We start from the raw sequence: 15,905 nt of genomic DNA, 5'->3' as shown, positions 1-15,905 counted from the left end.
TTTTCATGGATCACGACGTCGAGTCGCCGCGCGCGAGCGCTTTCGAATTTACCGGGGACTGGCGCGAGTTCGCCCCCATCGCCTTCACCAACCTGCTGCTCAGCATCGTGACGCTCGGCATCTATATTTTCTGGGCGCGCACCCGCGAGCGGAAATATCTGTGGAGCCGCACCCGCTTCATCGACGACCGGCTGGAATGGATGGGCACGGGGCTCGAGCTGTTCATCGGCTATGTGCTGGCGATCGTCCTGTTCTTCGTGCCCTTCGCCGCGCTGAACCTGTTGCTGCAGGGTCTGCTCCTGCGCGATCATCCGGGCGCCGCGGCGCTGATCGGCCTGTGCCTCTATCTCTTCCTGCTCTATCTGGCGGGCGTCGCGATCTTCCGCGCGCTGCGCTACCGGCTGAGCCGGACCTATTGGCACGGCATCCGGGGCGGATCGAACAGCCAGGGCTTCGGGTTCGGTTGGGCCTATCTGTGGCGGACGCTTGCCGGATCGCTCGCGCTGGGCTTGCTGATTCCCTGGTCGATGACCAGCCTGTGGAACGAGCGCTGGAACCAGATGAGCTTCGGCCCACACGAGTTCGAGGCGAACGCCCATCCGGATTCGATCTTCCTCAAATTCCTGCTCTTCTATCTCGTGCCGATCATCCTGTTCGTCGGCATCTTCGCCGTCATCATGATATTCGGCGTGTTCGCGGCCGCGACCGGCATGGGCCCGGGCGAAAGCGGGCCGCCGCAATCGCTGCCGGTGATGCTCATCATCATCGGGGCGCTTTTGTACCTGGGCTTCTTCATCGTACTCGGCGTGATCGCGATGATCTATTACGCGGCCTATTTCCGCGAGGTGGTGGGCAAGCTGTCGCTCGGCGGGCTCGAGTTCGATTTCAACGCGCGCACCTGGGACTGGATCAAGCTGTTCCTCGGCAATTTCGCGCTGGTGGTGTTCACGCTGGGCATCGGCCAGATCTTCGTCGGCTATCGCAACTGGACCTTCTTCATCCGGCATGTGAACGCTTATGGCGAGGTCAGCCTCGACGACTTTACCCAGTCGACCACCAAACAGCCCGGCCAGGGCGAAGGATTGCTGGATGCATTCGACATCGGAGCCTTCTGACGAGCGTTCTGAGGCTGGCGCGGACCCGGTCCGCGTCTGGCATTATGACGGCGAGAGCGGCCTCCGGTTCCAGCCGCTGTTCGAGACCGAAGGCAGCAGCTTCCGGCTGACCGAGCGCGACCGGGTCTGGGGGCCGTTCGCCTTTGCCGATCTCGTCGCGCGGGATGCGATCGACGGCGATACGATCTTCGGGCTGAAGAACCGGCCGGGGTGGCGGATCGGCTTCTCGGGCGGCGTGCCGGCGGACATCGCCACGCATCTGCCGGGCGCGGTGCGCTATGGCGGCTTCATCGACCGGTTCGGCCTGTGGCGGTCGGTCGCGGTCTGCGCGGTCCTCGCGGCGCTGACCGTGTTCGTGGTGCTGCGCAGCCCGGCCGTGGTCGCGCGCATGGTGCCGCCCTCGGTCGAGCAACGGCTGGGCGACCTGATGGTCGGCGATCTGGGCAACCGGGCATGCAACACGCCGGCGGGGCTCGCGGCGTTGACCAAGATGGTGCGCCGGATCGATCCGGGCGACCGCCCGATCGAGGTGCGCGTGGTGCACATGCCGATCGTCAACGCGGTCACCCTGCCCGGCGGCAAGATCGTGATCTTCGACGAGCTGATCGAGAAGGCCGCGTCGGCTGACGAGGTGACCGGCGTGCTCGCGCACGAGATCGGCCATGTCGAGCACCGCGACGTGATGGAATCGCTGCTGCGCCAGCTTGGGCTGAGCGTGATCCTCGGCGGGCTCGACGGGAATATCGGCGGCTATACCAACAGCCTGTTGTCGGCGACCTATTCGCGCGGCGCCGAGCAGCGCGCCGACGATTTCGCGCGCGAGCAGATGGGCAAGGCCAAGGTGTCGCCGCTGGCGACGGCGCAGTTCTTCCGCCGGCTGTCGGGGCAGACCGACGTCAAGGGTGCGGCGAAGATGCTCAATTATTTCTCGAGCCATCCGATGTCGAGCGACCGCGCCGCGCAATTCACCGCCGCGGCAAAGGGGCGGACGGATTTCACGCCGACGCTGACGCCGGAGGAATGGGCGAGCCTCCGGTCGATCTGCTCGGCGGATCCGGATCGAAAGAGGGACAGCGGGTTCCGGTTCTGACCTTGTAAGCCGCCAAGCGGCGAGAGTCGCGGCGAATACCAACTAATATATTGAAATATATCGATATAATTTCAAATTTCTGAGGGAAAGATATGGGACATATGGTGTCCCATATCTCCCTGGGTGAAGGATATAGCCGGCATTGCCCGCGCTCGATTCAACGACTCCCGTGCACGCGCTATGCCGTGACCATCAGTTTCGCCTCCACGGGGCAAAGCAGTCCGTATAAGGGCGTCGCATGACCGATCCGGCTCCAACCCCCGCCCGCCCAGCGCTCGCCTATCACCTGACCGAAGGCGCCGGCCCGACGATCATGTTCCTGCCGGGCTATGCCTCCGACATGAGCGGCAGCAAGGCGATCGCGCTGGAGGCCTGGGCGAAGGAGGAAGGCCGGGCGTTCCTGCGGTTCGACTATGGAGGATGCGGACAGAGCGAGGGCATATTCGAGGACCAGACGCTCGCGGGTTGGCGCGACGATGCGCTGGAGATGGTCGACCGTGCCGTCACCGGACCCGTCATTCTGGTCGGATCGTCGATGGGCGGATGGCTGATGCTGCTCGTGGCGCGCGCGCGGCCGGACCGGGTGGTCGGGCTGGTCGGCATCGCCCCCGCGCCGGACTTCACCGATTGGGGCTTCACCACCGACGAGAAACTCGCGCTGCTGCAGAATGGCCGGATCGAGCGGCCGTCCATCTATTCGGACCAGCCGACCGTCTACACGTCGCGCTTCTGGCAATCGGGCGAGGCGCACCGGCTGATGTCGGGCACGATTCCGTTCGACGGGCCGGTGCGGCTATTGCAGGGCCAGGCCGATCCCGACGTGCCGTGGCACCGCACCGTCCGGCTCGCCGAACTGCTGCGTTCAGCCGATGTGCAGACTATGCTCGTCAAGGACGGCGACCACCGCCTGTCGCGCGATGCCGATATCGCGCTGCTCATCGGGGCGGTCGAGGATGTGATCCAGCGCTTATGATCCTGCCCCTTTTACTGCTTGCCGCCCAAAGCACCGCCCCGGTCTCTGGCCCCCCCGATCCCGTCGAGCAGCGCTTCGATCGCTGCGTCGATCTCGCCGAAGACGACCCACGCGCCGCCGAAGTCGAGGCCGCGCGCTGGCAGCGCGAGGGCGGCGGCTTCCTGTCGCACCAATGCCTGGGCATTTCCTATGCCAACCAGACGCGCTGGACCGCGGCAGCGGCCGAATTCGAGGCGGCCGCGCGCGGCGGGGAGATCGCGAAGGACAGGCGCGCCGCGAATTACTGGGCGCAGGCGGGCAATGCCTGGCTGGCGAGCGGCGAGGCGATGAAGGCGCGCGGCGCGCTCAACGCGGCGCTGGCCACGGGCACGCTCCAGGGCATGCAGCGCGGCGAGGCCAATCTCGACCGCGCCCGCGCCTTTGTCGCGAGCGGCGACCTGGCCGATGCGCGGCCCGATCTCGACCGTGCGCTGGTCGATGCCGCCGCCGATCCGCTCGCCTGGCTGCTGTCGGCGACCCTGGCGCGGCGAACGGGCGACCTGCCGCGTGCCAAGAAGGATATTGCCGAGGCGATCAAGCTGGCGGGCGACGATCCGTCGGTCCAGCTCGAGGCGGGCAACATCGCCGCCGCGCTGGGCGACGAGGCGGGTGCGAAGGCGGCGTGGAACAGCGCAGCCAAGCTGAAGCCCGACAGCGAGGCGGCGCGCAATGCCCGCAATGCGCTGAAGCAGTTCGATGCGCCCGCCCCCGCGCCTGCGGCGACTCCTGCCCCGACACCGGCAAAGCCCTGAGCCTTCTTCCCCTCCCAGCGGAAGAGGGAAAATGCCGCGACGATCCCCGGTCGGTACTGGCAAGCCTCGTCGCGCGCGCCTATCTCGCGGGACCAAGGAGGCCCGCCGATGAAGTATCTGCACACGATGATCCGCGTCACCGATCCCGACGCGACGATCCGTTTCTTCAACCTGCTCGGGCTGAACGAAGTGCGGCGCATGGAGAGCCAGCAGGGCCGCTTCACGCTGATCTTCATGGCGGCGCCCGGCGAAGAAGGGCAGGCCGAGGTCGAGCTGACCCATAATTGGGACCCGGAGGATTATTCGGGTGGGCGCAATTTCGGGCACCTCGCCTACCGCGTCGACAATATCTACGAGACCTGCCAGCGGCTGATGGACGGCGGCGTGACGATCAACCGCCCGCCGCGCGACGGGCACATGGCGTTCGTGCGCACGCCGGACGATATCTCGGTCGAGCTGCTCCAGGACGGCCATCTGCCACCGGCCGAGCCCTGGGTGTCGATGCCCAACACGGGCGTCTGGTAACATGGGCGCGGCGGTCCGCGCGTTCCTGGCGATGACCGGTGCGCACCTGCCGATCGTACAGGCGCCGATGGCCAATTTCGCCGGGACCGAACTCGCGGTCGCCGCGATGGGCGCGGGCGGGGTAGGATCCTTGCCCTGTGCAGTGCTCGATGCCGAAGCGGTGGTCGCACAGGCAGCGGCGGTGCGCGCGGCGGCGACCGGGCCGCTCAATCTCAATTTCTTCTGCCACAAGCTTGGTCCGCCGCCCGACGAGACGGCATGGCGTAGCGCGCTGGCACCCTTTTATGCCGAGGAAGGCGTCGCGCCGCCGACCGATGTGCCACCGCTGCGCCGACCGTTCGACGCCGCAATGGCCGACGCGGTCGGCACCGTACGGCCCGAGATCGTCAGCTTCCATTTCGGCCTGCCCGACGAGGATCTGCTGGAGCGGGTCAAGGCGACCGGGGTGCTGGTGTTCGGCTGCGCCACCAGCGTCGCCGAGGCGCGCTATCTGGTCGAACGCGGCTGCGACGCGGTGATCGCCCAGGGCTTCGAGGCGGGCGGCCATGCCGGGCATTTCCTCGCCGGTCATCGTCCGGTCGGCCTGATCGCGCTGGTGCCGCAAATCGTCGGGGCGGTGCATGTGCCCGTGATCGCCGCCGGTGGCATCGCCGACGAGCATGGCGCGGCGGCCGCGATCGCGCTCGGCGCGGCGGCGGTGCAGATCGGCACCGCCTATCTCCGCACGCCCGAGGCGCGGCCGAGCGCGGTGCATCGCCGCCGGCTCGAAACGGCGACGGCTGACGACGGGGTCTTCACCAACCTGTTCACCGGCGGCGTCGCGCGCGGGCTGCGCAACCGGCTGATCGATACGCTCGGCCCCGTCAGCGCCGCCGCGCCGCCCTTCCCTTATGCCAGCGCCGCGCTCGCCCCGCTGCGCGCCAGGGCGGAGAGCGAGGGGCGCGACGATTATACCTCGCTCTGGGCCGGCCAGGGCATCGGCCTCGCCCGCGCGGAATCCGCCGCCGCCGTGACCGAGCGCCTGGGCAGCGCCGCCCTTTCCGGGAGTCTTGCATGACCGACCTCGAGATCGTCCGCATTCCGGCGCTGAGCGACAATTATATCTGGCTGGTGCACGATCCGGTGTCGGACGAGACCATGGCGGTCGACCCGGCCGAGGCAGCGCCGGTGCTGGCCGAAGCGGACCGGCGCGGCTGGCGGATCGGACAGATCTGGAACACCCACTGGCACCCCGACCATACCGGCGGCAATGCGGCGATCAAGGACGCGACCGGGGCAATCGTCTCCGGCCCGGCGGCCGAGGCGGCGCGCATCCCGACGCTCGACGTTCAACTGGCCGAGGGCGACAGCGTACGGCTCGGCAATCATGTCGCGACCGTGCTGGAGACGCCGGGGCATACCGCGGGGCACATCACTTTCCATCTGCCGGGCGACTTGGTGGTCTTCACCGGCGACACATTGTTCGCGATGGGTTGCGGCCGGCTGTTCGAGGGCGATGCCGGGCAGATGTTCGCCAATATGCAGCGCCTGGCCGCTCTGCCGCCCGAGACGATCGTCTATTGCGCGCACGAATATACGCAGAGCAACGGCCGCTTCGCGCTCGCCGCCGAACCTGACAATGCGGCGACGCGGGAACGGATGAAGGCAGTCGATGCTGCGCGGGCGCGCGGCGAGGCCACGGTGCCGACAACGATCGCCGAGGAACTGGCGACCAACCCGTTCCTGCGTGCGGAATCCGCCGAGCAGCTCCGTCATCGACGTGCGGCCAAGGATGCTTTTCGCGGCTGAATAAAGTATATCAACGGGCGACCGGGGGCGTCGGATCGAGGAGCATCGTCATGCGTATCCTGTTTCCCCTGCTAGCGATCGCCCTGGCCGGGTGCGCGGCTTCGGCGACGCCGCAGGCCAGCACCGAAGACAAGAATCTCGCCAAGGCGCTGGCCGGGCGCACGGCCGGCAGGCCGGTCGACTGCATCGACCGGTCCTTCGCCGGCGGGCCGGAGATCATCGACGACAAGACCCTTCTCTACCGATCGGGCCGCCACATCTACCGCAACGATCTCGAAGCCAGTTGCCCGTCGCTGCGCCCGACCTCGATCCTGGTGATCGAGGCGCATGGCAGCCAGATGTGCCGCAACGACCTGTTCCGGCCGACGGAGCCGGGCAGCGTCGTGCCCGGCCCCATATGCCGGCTGGGCAAGTTCACGCCCTATGACAAGCCGAAAGGCTGAGGCTCAGAGAACGAACCGCGACAGATCGGTGTTGCGGGCGATCACCGCGAGCTGCTTGTCGACATAGGCACCGTCGACCACCAGCGTCTGGCCGACTCGATCCTCGGCGTTGAAGCTGACGTCCTCGAGCAGCTTCTCCATCACCGTCTGCAGCCGCCGCGCGCCGATATTCTCGATCTCGCCATTCACTTCGGCAGCGATCTTCGCGACGGCGCGGATGCCGTCCTCGGTGAACTCGACCGCCACGCCCTCGGTGCCGATCAGCGCGACATATTGCTGAGTCAGCGAGGCCTTGGTGTCGGACAGGATCGCGACGAAATCATCCTCGGTCAGCGCCTTCAGCTCGACGCGGATCGGCAGGCGACCCTGAAGCTCGGGCAGCAGGTCGCTCGGCTTGGCGACATGGAACGCCCCGCTCGCGATGAACAGGATGTGGTCCGTCTTCATCGGCCCGTATTTCGTGGCGACCGTGGTGCCCTCGATCAACGGCAGCAGATCGCGCTGCACGCCTTCGCGGCTCACGGAACCGCCGCGCACATCGCTGACCGCGATCTTGTCGATCTCGTCGAGGAAGACGATCCCGTTCGCCTCGGCATCGGCCAGCGCGATGCGGCTGACCTCGTCCTGGTCCAGGCGCTTGTCGGCTTCCTCTTCGACCAGCTTCTCCCAGGCGGCGGGCACGGTGAGCTTGCGGCGCTTCATCTGGCCACCGCCGAACGCCTTGCCCATCATCTCGCTGAGATTGATCATCTGCGCGCCGCCGCCGGGGATCTCGAACGGCATCTGGGCTTGCGCCTCAAGCTCGATCTCGATCTCGGTCTGGTCGAGATGGCCGTCGCGGAAGCGCTGGCGGAAGGCCTCGCGGGTCGCCTCGCTTGCGCCCTTGCCGGTCAACGCGTCGAGCAGGCGCGCCAGCGCCGCCTCCTCGGCCTTGTCCTTCACTGCGACTCGGCGGCGTTCCTTTTCCAGCCGGATCGCTTCCTCGACCAGGTCGCGGGCGATCTGCTCCACGTCGCGGCCGACATAGCCGACCTCGGTGAACTTGGTCGCCTCGACCTTGACGAAGGGCGCGTCGGCCAGCTTGGCCAGGCGGCGGCTGATCTCGGTCTTGCCGCAGCCGGTCGGGCCGATCATCAGAATGTTCTTGGGCGTGACCTCGTCGCGCAGATCCGCGCCGAGCTGCTGGCGGCGCCAGCGGTTGCGCATCGCGACCGCGACCGCCTTCTTCGCGTCGTTCTGGCCGATGATGTGCTCATCAAGCGCGGCGACGATGGCTTTGGGAGTGAGGGCTTCGTTCATTTTCTACTCTTTAGCCCCTCCCCTTCAGGGGAGGGGTTGGGGTGGGGCAGTGGGACACGATGAGGGTGGTAGATGGGGCAATCGGAAGCCCCCACCCCAACCCCTCCCCTGAAGGGGAGGGGCTTTATAGGTCAGTTTACGCTGTCCAGGCTTTCGACCGTCAGGCGTTCGTTGGTGTACACGCAGACATCGGCGGCTATCTTCATTGCCTTGCGGCAGATCGTCTCGGCATCTTCCTCATAATCGACCAGCGCGCGTGCCGCGGCCAGGGCATAGTTGCCGCCCGATCCGATCGCGGCGACGCCGGCCTCCGGCTCGAGCACGTCGCCATTGCCGGTGAGGATCAGGGTCACCTCCTTGTCGGCGACGATCATCATCGCCTCGAGGTTGCGCAGATACTTGTCGGTCCGCCAGTCCTTGGCCAACTCGACCGCCGCGCGCAGCAACTGGCCGTGATGCTGTTCGAGCTTGCGCTCCAGCCGCTCGAACAGGGTGAAGGCATCGGCCGTCGCGCCGGCAAAGCCACCGATCACCGATCCGTCACCGAGGCGGCGGACCTTCTTCGCGTTGGGCTTCATGACCGTCTGGCCCTGAGTCACCTGGCCATCGCCAATAACGATGACGCGTCCATTCTTGCGCACGGAGAGAATTGTCGTGCCGTGCCACGCTGTGTCGTTCCCGCTCATGGGGCGCATATGGGATGGCAAAAGCGGGTGCGCAATCCGGACGTGTTTTTGGCGGTTGCACCGCAACAAGGGCTTGCCCGATAAGGACGCGCGGCTCCAGGGGGGAAACGATGGTGACGAAGCATATGAGCGGGCCCGAGCATGCGCTGGAGCGGCTCGTCTTCTTCTCCGATGCGGTGTTCGCGATCGCGATCACGCTGTTGATCATCGAGATCCACGTCCCGCGCCTGCCGATCGGCAGCAGCAACGCCGAGTATCTGGAGGCGCTGGCGCATCTGTGGCCGAGCTTCTTCGGCTTCTTCGTCAGCTTCTGGGTGATCGCTGCCTTCTGGGCCGGGCATCACCGCGCCTTCTGCCTTGCCGCGCACTACCGCGACGCGCTGCTCGCGCCCAACCTCGCCTTCCTTTGCGCGATCGTGTTCATGCCCTTCTCCACCGCCTTCATGGCGGGCAATCTCGGCATGCTGGTGCCGCATGCCTTCTACAATCTGACGCTGATCGTCTGCGGGCTGCTCAACGTCCGTCTCAACCGGATGGTAACGAGCCCGCCCGTCGTCGGCGACCATGCCGATCCCCTGATCATCGCGTTGACCCGGGTGCGGGGCTGGTCGGTGATGCTCGGTGCGCTCTGCGCGCTGCTGCTCTGCTTCGTCGATGCGCGCTTCAGCCAGATCGCGCTGATCACGATTCCGTTGTGGCGCATCCTGCTGCAACGCCGAACCCGGCGCAGCTTCGCGACCGCCGCCGCCTGATCAGGCCGGATCGGTGCAGGCGCCGGCGACCGGCACGAAGCGATAGCGGACGTCCTGCGCGCTGCCGCGACTGCGGAAACGATTGCGATCGATGACCGCCGGTGCGCACTGGTCCGAATCCCCGGCATACCATAGGCCGTCCGACGTGCCGCGCAGATGGCATTGGGTGCGATAGCTCCGCTCGCCGCGGTCGGCTCTGGGGCAGAGCCTGTAGCCGGACGGGACCGCGACGGCGATCGACCAGCCTATGTTCGGAAGGCTGACCAGCCCCGGAGCCGGTACTGCCCGAGCCTTGGCTGCCGCTGCCGCCACGGCGGCCTTGCGCTGAGCCTCGACCCGCTCGCTGATCCCGGCGAGCGCCGCATCGTATTTCTTGCCGAACCAGCCGGTCAGCGTGACACGATCGGCCTGGGCCGCGGCGACGATCGCCTCGTCTTCGGGCGTCAGTTTCTCGCCGGCCTCGATCTTGGCGCTGATCGCCCGCAATTCGGCCGCGCGCTGTTCGTTCTTGCGCTTCTCGATCAGGGTCTCGAGCCGAGCCAGTTCCTCATCCTGCGGACGATCGGCGCGAAGCCACGCCGGTACGCCGATGGCGGCGAGCATGCGTTGCGGGATCAGCATGTTGGCAGCGGCGAGCAGCAGCGCGCCGAGCGGGATGACGACGAACACAGCGCGTTCCACCTTCGGCGCAACCCGGCCGAACAGCCAGACGACGAGCACCGCGACCGGCGCCAGCACGAGAAAGGTGAGCGAGGTGCCGAGCGAGCGGTCGCCGGACGCGAGGGCGAAGAACAGCAAGGGCACCAGAAAGGCGAGGAATACCCGCCCGAGCAATTTGGCGTAGCCGAGCAATGCATCCCGCGCGCCATCCACTCCGCGTACCGCGCCGACGCCGCCGCTGACCAGCAGCACGCCGACGACATGGATCGGGTTGAGAAAGGCATAGAGCGCCCCGATGCCGAAGATCGCGATCAGCAGATAGTTGAGCTGCGGCAGGCCCAGGCTGCGGAAGATGGCGCCCGCGACGAGCAACCCGATCATCGCGGCGACCACCAGCACGAGGCGACGGTGGACGCTCTCGATCGTGGCGCCCGCTGTCTGCAGCCCTTCGGCGAGGCCGGTGCGGGTCCTCCCCCAGAGCTCGGCCGAACGCTGCTTCATCGAGGCGAGCGTGCGGCCTTTGGTCTGCGGTACGATCGCACCACTCTGTGCTGTCGCTGGAAGATCGTCCATCGTTCCCCCGGTAGCCGACCCCGACGATGTGGGACCGGACCGGGACTTGATAGAGGTGCCCCCGATCTCGCGCTAGGAGGAACGCGACGTGGCCGGGCGCGGCCTGGCCGCGCCCGGTGCGTTAGTTACCGGCAGCGCGTGTTGTCGGCATCGATCGAGGCGCCGGCCACGCCACCGCCCGCTGCACCGAGCAGCGTACCGAGGGTCTTGGAGCCGCCCGGCGCGATGATGTTGCCGAGCAGGCCGCCAACCGCCGCGCCGACGAGCAGGCCAGTGGTGCCATCCGACCGGCGGCAATAATAGCGCCCGTCCTGGCCGCGATAGATGCGGTCGTTGCGCGACAGCCGGCGCTCGCGATAGCGCGGCGAATCGCGGTAATAACGGTCGGCATAATAGCCGTTATATTGCGGGTCCGGCCGATCGTAATCATACTGACTATAGCTGCGGTAGCGTGGGTCCATCCCGTCGTCGCCATAGCTGGTGCAGCCTGTCACGAGGCCTGCACCAAGAGTTGCCGCGGCCAGCAGGCCGAGGGTCATGGTACGCATATCACTCTCCCGGTTTCGTTATGCCTGCGCAACGCGAAGGGGCCGGAATGGTTGCAACCTCCAGGGTTTAGTGCGTGGTGAAGCCCGGCGGCGGGCGCAGAGCCTCGCGCTCCGCAGCAGGAACCGGTGCGGTCGGGTCCGGGCGGAATGCAGGCGGCGCGCGATCCTCCGGACCCGGGTGGGACCGGTCGAGCGCGAGATCGGGCGCGGCATGTTCGGCCGATGCGGCATAGCTGCGGCCCCGCGCCAGCAGGGTGACGAGCACCCCGCCGATCGCGACTGCCGCGGCGCCGAGCGAGATGGCCGTCTTGCGGCCGATCAGGGGCATGGGTTCGGCTTTCCGGTTCTTTCGCGTCGCCATGCTGCTTTACCGTGCTGGTTGAAAAGCTTGCCGTATCAACGGGCGGGTGGACGCGGTGTTCCGGCGGGACGGTTGCGCGCGGGCGCGGGTCATGTGATCCTCAGCTTATGGGCGCGGCGGAAATCCTGGGCGTGGCGGCGAGCGTGAGCCTGTTATCGGGCTGGCGGCTCTATCTTTGCATCTTCGCCACCGGCGTGGCGATGCACACCGGCTGGATCGCCCTGCCCGCGCATCTCCACCAGCTCGATATATTGGCCAACCCCTGGGTGATCGGGGTGGCAGGCGTCGTGGCGCTGGCCGAATTCCTGGCCGACAAGGTGATGTGGATCGACAGCGCCTGGGATGCCGTCCACACGCTGATCCGGCCGGTCGGCGGGGCGCTGCTCGCGCTGGCGATCGTCGATCCCGGCGACCCCAAATGGCAGGTGATCGCGCTGATCCTGGGCGGCGGCGCTTCGCTGCTGACTCATAGCGCCAAGGCAGGCACGCGGGCGGTGGTCAATGTCAGCCCGGAGCCGGTGAGCAATGTGCTGGTTTCCACCGCCGAGGATGTGGCGACGGGCGGGCTGTTGCTGCTGGCGCTGGCCAATCCGGTCATCGCGATCGGCGTGGCGGTGCTGCTGCTGGCGGGCGCCATCGCCGCGCTGGTGATGGTGCGGCGGGTGCTGCGCTGGGCGATGCAGCTAGGCCGGACGGCCGCCCCGCCACCTGCGGGCTAGCGCCGCGCAGCGGGCGGCAGCCACTGGGGAACAGCGGCCCGGCGCAGCCGTTTAGCAAGCCCTGTGTACGGAGTTGAATCATGAAGACGATGAGCCTCGCGCTGGCGCTTGCCCTGCTGGGCAGCGCCGCCCCCGCAACCGCCCAGACGACGCCCGCCCCTGCCCCGTCCGGTTCAGAGAATGACGTCAACAGCCCCGATGTCGCGGCCGCCAACAAGGATGTCGCGGCGCAGGCGACCGCCCGCCAGGATGCGGTCGCCGACGTCAATGCCGACACACAGGCCAGCGCCGATGCGCAATATGCCGCCGATCTCGCAGCATATCGGGATGCGCTCCGCGCGCATCACCGCGAGGTGTCGCGCGATGCCCGCATCGCCGATCACAAGGAGCGCGCCTATGCCGATGCGATGCGCGACTGGCGGCGCCAGGTCTACGCCTGCAAGCATGGCAGTACGCGAGCATGCAAGGCCCCGACGCCCGACCCCGCCAATTATTGGTGAGACCCGTCCGGGACGAGTTCGTCGCGCGACGCGATCACGGCGCCGAAATGATGCCGCCACAGGCGCTCGCCCAGCGCAGCTGACCGATCGAGCGACGAGCCGATCGTAAGCCAGCGCAACAGGGTCGGTCGCAATCCGGCATCGAACAGTGCGAAGCCCGCGGCAAGGATGCAGGTATCAGCCTGGATGCCGCAGACCAGTACGCGCTCAACGCCGAGCGCGCGGAGATGGTCGATCGCCGCGAGGGGCGGGAGATAGCCGTGCTTCACGAACAGCGCGTCGGTCTGGACGAGGCTCTCATCGGCAGGCGCCGGCTTCCAGCCTAGCTGGCGCTCGAACGGGGTGACCGCCTCGTCGTGGCGCTCGACCGTCGCGATCGAATACATGGTCGCGGCCAGCGCGCCGATCTCCTCGACCAGCCAGGCAGGCGGATCGAAACTGGGCTGGACGTCCACCACGAGCAGGGCCTGGCGCATGGCCGCTTCCACTCGACCTGCGGGGGAATTGCAACCCGGCGCAGTTTATTTCGGATCGGTCCCGGGCCGCACTGGTTACGCGACCGAAAGCAACTATCTCCTCCCCGATAGCGCAAGGAGCCCCGTATGACCGATGCCGCCGAGTACACGCCCCCCAAGGTCTGGACCTGGAACAAGGAGAATGGCGGCGCCTTCGCCAGCATCAACCGGCCGATCGCGGGCCCGACCCACGACAAGGAGCTGCCGGTCGGCAAGCATCCGTTCCAGCTCTATTCGCTGGGCACGCCCAATGGCGTGAAGGTGACGATCATGCTCGAGGAACTGCTCGAGCTGGGCCATGAGGGCGCCGACTATGACGCCTGGCTGATCCGCATCAACCAGGGCGACCAGTTCGGCAGCGGTTTCGTGGACGTAAACCCCAATTCGAAGATTCCCGCGCTGCTCGACCGCAGCGGACCCGAGCCGATCCGGGTGTTCGAATCCGGCGCGATCCTGATGCACCTGGCCGAGAAGTTCGGTGCATTCCTGCCAACCGAGACGGCCGCCCGGGCGGAATGCCTGTCCTGGCTGTTCTGGCAGATGGGCAGCGCGCCCTTCCTGGGCGGCGGCTTCGGCCATTTCTTCGCCTATGCGCCGATCAAGATCGAATATGCGATCGACCGCTATGCGATGGAGGTGAAGCGCCAGCTCGACGTGCTCGACCGGCGGCTGGCCGAGAGCGAATATCTCGGGGGCGACGCCTATACCATCGCCGATATCGCGACCTGGCCCTGGTATGGCGCGCTGGCCAAGGGCCTTGCCTATGACGCGGGCGAATTTCTGCAGGTGCAGGATTACAAGAACGTGCAGCGCTGGACCGACCAGATCGCGGCGCGGCCGGCGGTGCAGCGCGGGCGGATGGTCAACCGCGTGACGGGCGATCCGGCGACCCAGCTGCACGAGCGCCACGATGCGGCGGATTTCCTGACGAAGACGCAGGACAAGCTCGCGCCGGCCGACTGAGCGGCGGCGCCCATCCTCGTCAGGCGTTGGCGCAGGCGTAGAGCAGCATCGCCTCGCCCACCGATTGCGGCACGACCTCCCGGCCGTCCTTGCGCCAGTCGGGGTAGTCGATGCCGTTCATGACGTAGAGTTTGAGCGTGTAGAGAGTCCGGGAACGGCAATCGGCGGCCTTGTCGGATTTGCCGGCACCCTCGGCGGTGAAATAGACCAGGCCGTCGGCACCGCGCCGGATGCTGTCCTTGTCGACCTGGCCCATGATCTCGGCATCCTCGTCATCGAAGACCGTCACCCATTTCTCGGCAAGGGCGGGGCTGGCGGCCAGTATGGCGGCCAATGCGAACGGAATCATGGCGAGCTTCATTGCACCCTCCCCCTTTTGCCGGAGGATGATTGGTCCCGATCCGGACCGAATACAAGCGTCATCGGGGCGACACGGAAATCGGCTCGGCTTGACAAGACGCCGCCGCGATCGGGAAGTGCGACCGGCCCTGGAAGGAATGACGATGAGCACAAGGCGCATGCCCGTGGCGATGGCGATCCTGCCCCTGGCGTTGCTCGCCGCTGCCCCCGCCCCGAAACCCGCGCCGCTGCGGTTGAACGACATCAGCGTGGTCGGCACGCACAACAGCTACAAGCTGGCGATGCCGGCCGAAACCATGGCGAAGGTGCGCGCCGCCAACGCGGCCATCGCGGACATGCTCGACTATGCCCACCGGCCGCTGGCCGAGCAGCTCGATGCGGGCGCGCGGCAGTTGGAGATCGACGTCAATTACGATCCCAGGGGCGGTTTCTACGCGAAGGGATCGAACGACCCGAAGCTACTGCGGCCCGGGTTCAAGGTGCTGCACATTCCGGGCATCGACAATTCGAGCAGTTGCGTGCTGCTGACCGAGTGCCTGCGCAGCATCCTGCGCTGGTCGGACAAGCACCCCGGGCATGTGCCGATCATGCTGATGTTCAACGCCAAGGACGAGAAGAATGCATGGCGCGGCGGGATCGACGCGCTGCCCTTCGATGCGGCGGCATGGGATGCGCTGGATGCCGAGATCCGGTCAGTGATGCCTGCGAAGAAGCTGATCGTGCCGGACGAGGTTCAGGGCAATTTTCCTACGCTGCGCGACGCGGTGCGCGCCGGCAACTGGCCGACGCTCGCCAAGGCACGCGGGCGCTTCCTGTTCGCGCTCGATGAATCGCCCGAGAAAGTCGCTGGCTATCGCGGGGCGCGGCGGTCGCTGGAGGGGCGCGTGTTCTTCATCAGCACGGACGAGGAGTCACCCGCCGCGGCCTATCTGACGATCAACGACCCGATTGCCGATGGCGCGCGCATCCGGCGCGATGTGGCGGCGGGCTATCTGGTGCGGACGCGGGCCGACGCGGATACCAGGGAAGCGCGGGTCGACGACACCAAACGGCGTGAGGCCGCGCTGGCGAGCGGTGCCCAATATGTCTCGACCGATTATCTGTGGCCCGACGCGCGGTTCGCGGGCGGATATCAGGTGCGCTTGCCGGGGGGCGCAACCGCGCGGTGCAACCCGGTGCGGCGTGCCGCGGATTGCCCGGGCGGGGTCCTGGAGAAGCGCTGACGGGCTCCCGAAAGGGAACAC

The 15,905-nt window shown here is 67.2% G+C and carries 20 protein-coding genes; 13 read left to right on the top strand and 7 right to left on the bottom strand.

All coding sequences use genetic code 11. The features are described 5' to 3' along the window. The first annotated feature begins 5 nt into the window (after positions 1-5). From AC1RT8_RS08190 to AC1RT8_RS08155, 8 genes are all read left to right on the top strand, one after another. Positions 6-1,115: a YjgN family protein gene (locus tag AC1RT8_RS08190; protein WP_493075117.1), complete on the top strand. Its 1,110-nt coding sequence runs from the start codon at positions 6-8 to the stop codon at positions 1,113-1,115. Continuing rightward, positions 1,090-2,205, top strand: a complete 1,116-nt coding sequence (locus AC1RT8_RS08185; protein WP_493075116.1) for a M48 family metallopeptidase — start codon at positions 1,090-1,092, stop codon at positions 2,203-2,205. The genes AC1RT8_RS08190 and AC1RT8_RS08185 overlap by 26 nt, the downstream gene beginning before the upstream one ends. A 238-nt stretch (positions 2,206-2,443) precedes the next feature. Next, the gene (locus AC1RT8_RS08180) at positions 2,444-3,178 is read left to right on the top strand and encodes an alpha/beta hydrolase (RefSeq protein WP_493075115.1); all 735 of its coding nucleotides are present in this window, start codon (positions 2,444-2,446) and stop codon (positions 3,176-3,178) included. Then, positions 3,175-3,969: a tetratricopeptide repeat protein gene (locus AC1RT8_RS08175; protein WP_493075114.1), complete on the top strand. Its 795-nt coding sequence runs from the start codon at positions 3,175-3,177 to the stop codon at positions 3,967-3,969. The genes AC1RT8_RS08180 and AC1RT8_RS08175 overlap by 4 nt, the downstream gene beginning before the upstream one ends. 108 nt (positions 3,970-4,077) lie before the next feature. After that, positions 4,078-4,494 carry a VOC family protein gene (locus AC1RT8_RS08170; protein ID WP_493075113.1) on the top strand — a complete coding sequence of 139 codons (417 nt, stop codon included), beginning with the start codon at positions 4,078-4,080 and terminating at the stop codon, positions 4,492-4,494. Between the two features lies 1 nt (position 4,495). After that, a complete protein-coding gene (locus tag AC1RT8_RS08165; protein ID WP_493075112.1) occupies positions 4,496-5,551 on the top strand; it encodes an NAD(P)H-dependent flavin oxidoreductase in 1,056 nt (351 codons plus the stop codon). Next, positions 5,548-6,282, top strand: a complete 735-nt coding sequence (gloB, locus tag AC1RT8_RS08160; protein WP_493075111.1) for a hydroxyacylglutathione hydrolase — start codon at positions 5,548-5,550, stop codon at positions 6,280-6,282. Before AC1RT8_RS08165 ends, gloB begins: the two co-directional genes overlap by 4 nt. A gap of 50 nt (positions 6,283-6,332) precedes the next feature. Next, entirely contained in the window at positions 6,333-6,725 is a 393-nt protein-coding gene (locus AC1RT8_RS08155; RefSeq protein WP_493075110.1) for a hypothetical protein, read from the top strand. A 3-nt stretch (positions 6,726-6,728) separates the two neighbouring features. Here AC1RT8_RS08155 and hslU read toward each other — a convergent pair whose 3' ends face one another. Continuing rightward, positions 6,729-8,024: an ATP-dependent protease ATPase subunit HslU gene (gene hslU / locus AC1RT8_RS08150; protein ID WP_493075109.1), complete on the bottom strand. Its 1,296-nt coding sequence runs from the start codon at positions 8,022-8,024 to the stop codon at positions 6,729-6,731. Positions 8,025-8,155: 131 nt separating this feature from the next. Continuing rightward, entirely contained in the window at positions 8,156-8,710 is a 555-nt protein-coding gene (hslV, locus tag AC1RT8_RS08145; protein ID WP_493075108.1) for an ATP-dependent protease subunit HslV, read from the bottom strand. A gap of 110 nt (positions 8,711-8,820) precedes the next feature. Between hslV and AC1RT8_RS08140 the strand changes: the two genes are divergently transcribed. Then, the gene (locus tag AC1RT8_RS08140) at positions 8,821-9,462 is read left to right on the top strand and encodes a TMEM175 family protein (RefSeq protein ID WP_493075107.1); all 642 of its coding nucleotides are present in this window, start codon (positions 8,821-8,823) and stop codon (positions 9,460-9,462) included. Here the strand turns inward: AC1RT8_RS08140 and AC1RT8_RS08135 are convergent, their stop codons facing one another. From AC1RT8_RS08135 to AC1RT8_RS08125, 3 genes are all read right to left on the bottom strand, one after another. After that, positions 9,463-10,695: a hypothetical protein gene (locus tag AC1RT8_RS08135; protein WP_493075106.1), complete on the bottom strand. Its 1,233-nt coding sequence runs from the start codon at positions 10,693-10,695 to the stop codon at positions 9,463-9,465. A 125-nt stretch (positions 10,696-10,820) separates the two neighbouring features. Beyond that, positions 10,821-11,243, bottom strand: a complete 423-nt coding sequence (locus AC1RT8_RS08130) for a glycine zipper 2TM domain-containing protein (RefSeq protein WP_493075105.1) — start codon at positions 11,241-11,243, stop codon at positions 10,821-10,823. A gap of 67 nt (positions 11,244-11,310) precedes the next feature. Continuing rightward, positions 11,311-11,571 carry a hypothetical protein gene (locus tag AC1RT8_RS08125; protein ID WP_493075104.1) on the bottom strand — a complete coding sequence of 87 codons (261 nt, stop codon included), beginning with the start codon at positions 11,569-11,571 and terminating at the stop codon, positions 11,311-11,313. 140 nt (positions 11,572-11,711) lie between these two features. On the opposite strand from AC1RT8_RS08125, the gene AC1RT8_RS08120 reads away from it, so the two are divergent. Continuing rightward, a complete protein-coding gene (locus AC1RT8_RS08120) occupies positions 11,712-12,323 on the top strand; it encodes a DUF4126 domain-containing protein (RefSeq protein ID WP_493075103.1) in 612 nt (203 codons plus the stop codon). Between the two features lie 80 nt (positions 12,324-12,403). Then, on the top strand, positions 12,404-12,823 hold the full coding sequence (locus AC1RT8_RS08115) for a hypothetical protein (RefSeq protein ID WP_493075102.1): 420 nt from the start codon (positions 12,404-12,406) through the stop codon (positions 12,821-12,823). Here AC1RT8_RS08115 and AC1RT8_RS08110 read toward each other — a convergent pair. Beyond that, entirely contained in the window at positions 12,814-13,299 is a 486-nt protein-coding gene (locus AC1RT8_RS08110; RefSeq protein WP_493075101.1) for a cysteine hydrolase family protein, read from the bottom strand. The two genes, AC1RT8_RS08115 and AC1RT8_RS08110, sit on opposite strands and share 10 nt — an antisense overlap. Positions 13,300-13,425: 126 nt before the next feature. Here AC1RT8_RS08110 and yghU point away from each other — a divergent pair, with 126 nt between their 5' ends. Next, positions 13,426-14,301: a glutathione-dependent disulfide-bond oxidoreductase gene (gene yghU / locus AC1RT8_RS08105; RefSeq protein WP_493075100.1), complete on the top strand. Its 876-nt coding sequence runs from the start codon at positions 13,426-13,428 to the stop codon at positions 14,299-14,301. Between the two features lie 19 nt (positions 14,302-14,320). On the opposite strand, the gene AC1RT8_RS08100 is transcribed toward yghU, so the two are convergent. Next, positions 14,321-14,662 (bottom strand): hypothetical protein, encoded by a 342-nt coding sequence (locus AC1RT8_RS08100; protein WP_493075099.1) that lies wholly within the window; start codon positions 14,660-14,662, stop codon positions 14,321-14,323. Positions 14,663-14,804: 142 nt separating this feature from the next. Between AC1RT8_RS08100 and AC1RT8_RS08095 the strand changes: the two genes are divergently transcribed. Next, positions 14,805-15,884 carry a phosphatidylinositol-specific phospholipase C1-like protein gene (locus AC1RT8_RS08095; RefSeq protein WP_493075098.1) on the top strand — a complete coding sequence of 360 codons (1,080 nt, stop codon included), beginning with the start codon at positions 14,805-14,807 and terminating at the stop codon, positions 15,882-15,884. Positions 15,885-15,905 lie beyond the last annotated feature (21 nt).

The organism is Sphingomonas sp. GW821-FHT10F11, from assembly GCF_058809095.1.
Note: the sequence above shows the minus strand (reverse complement) of the source record. Positions and strands in the feature narration are given on the sequence as shown.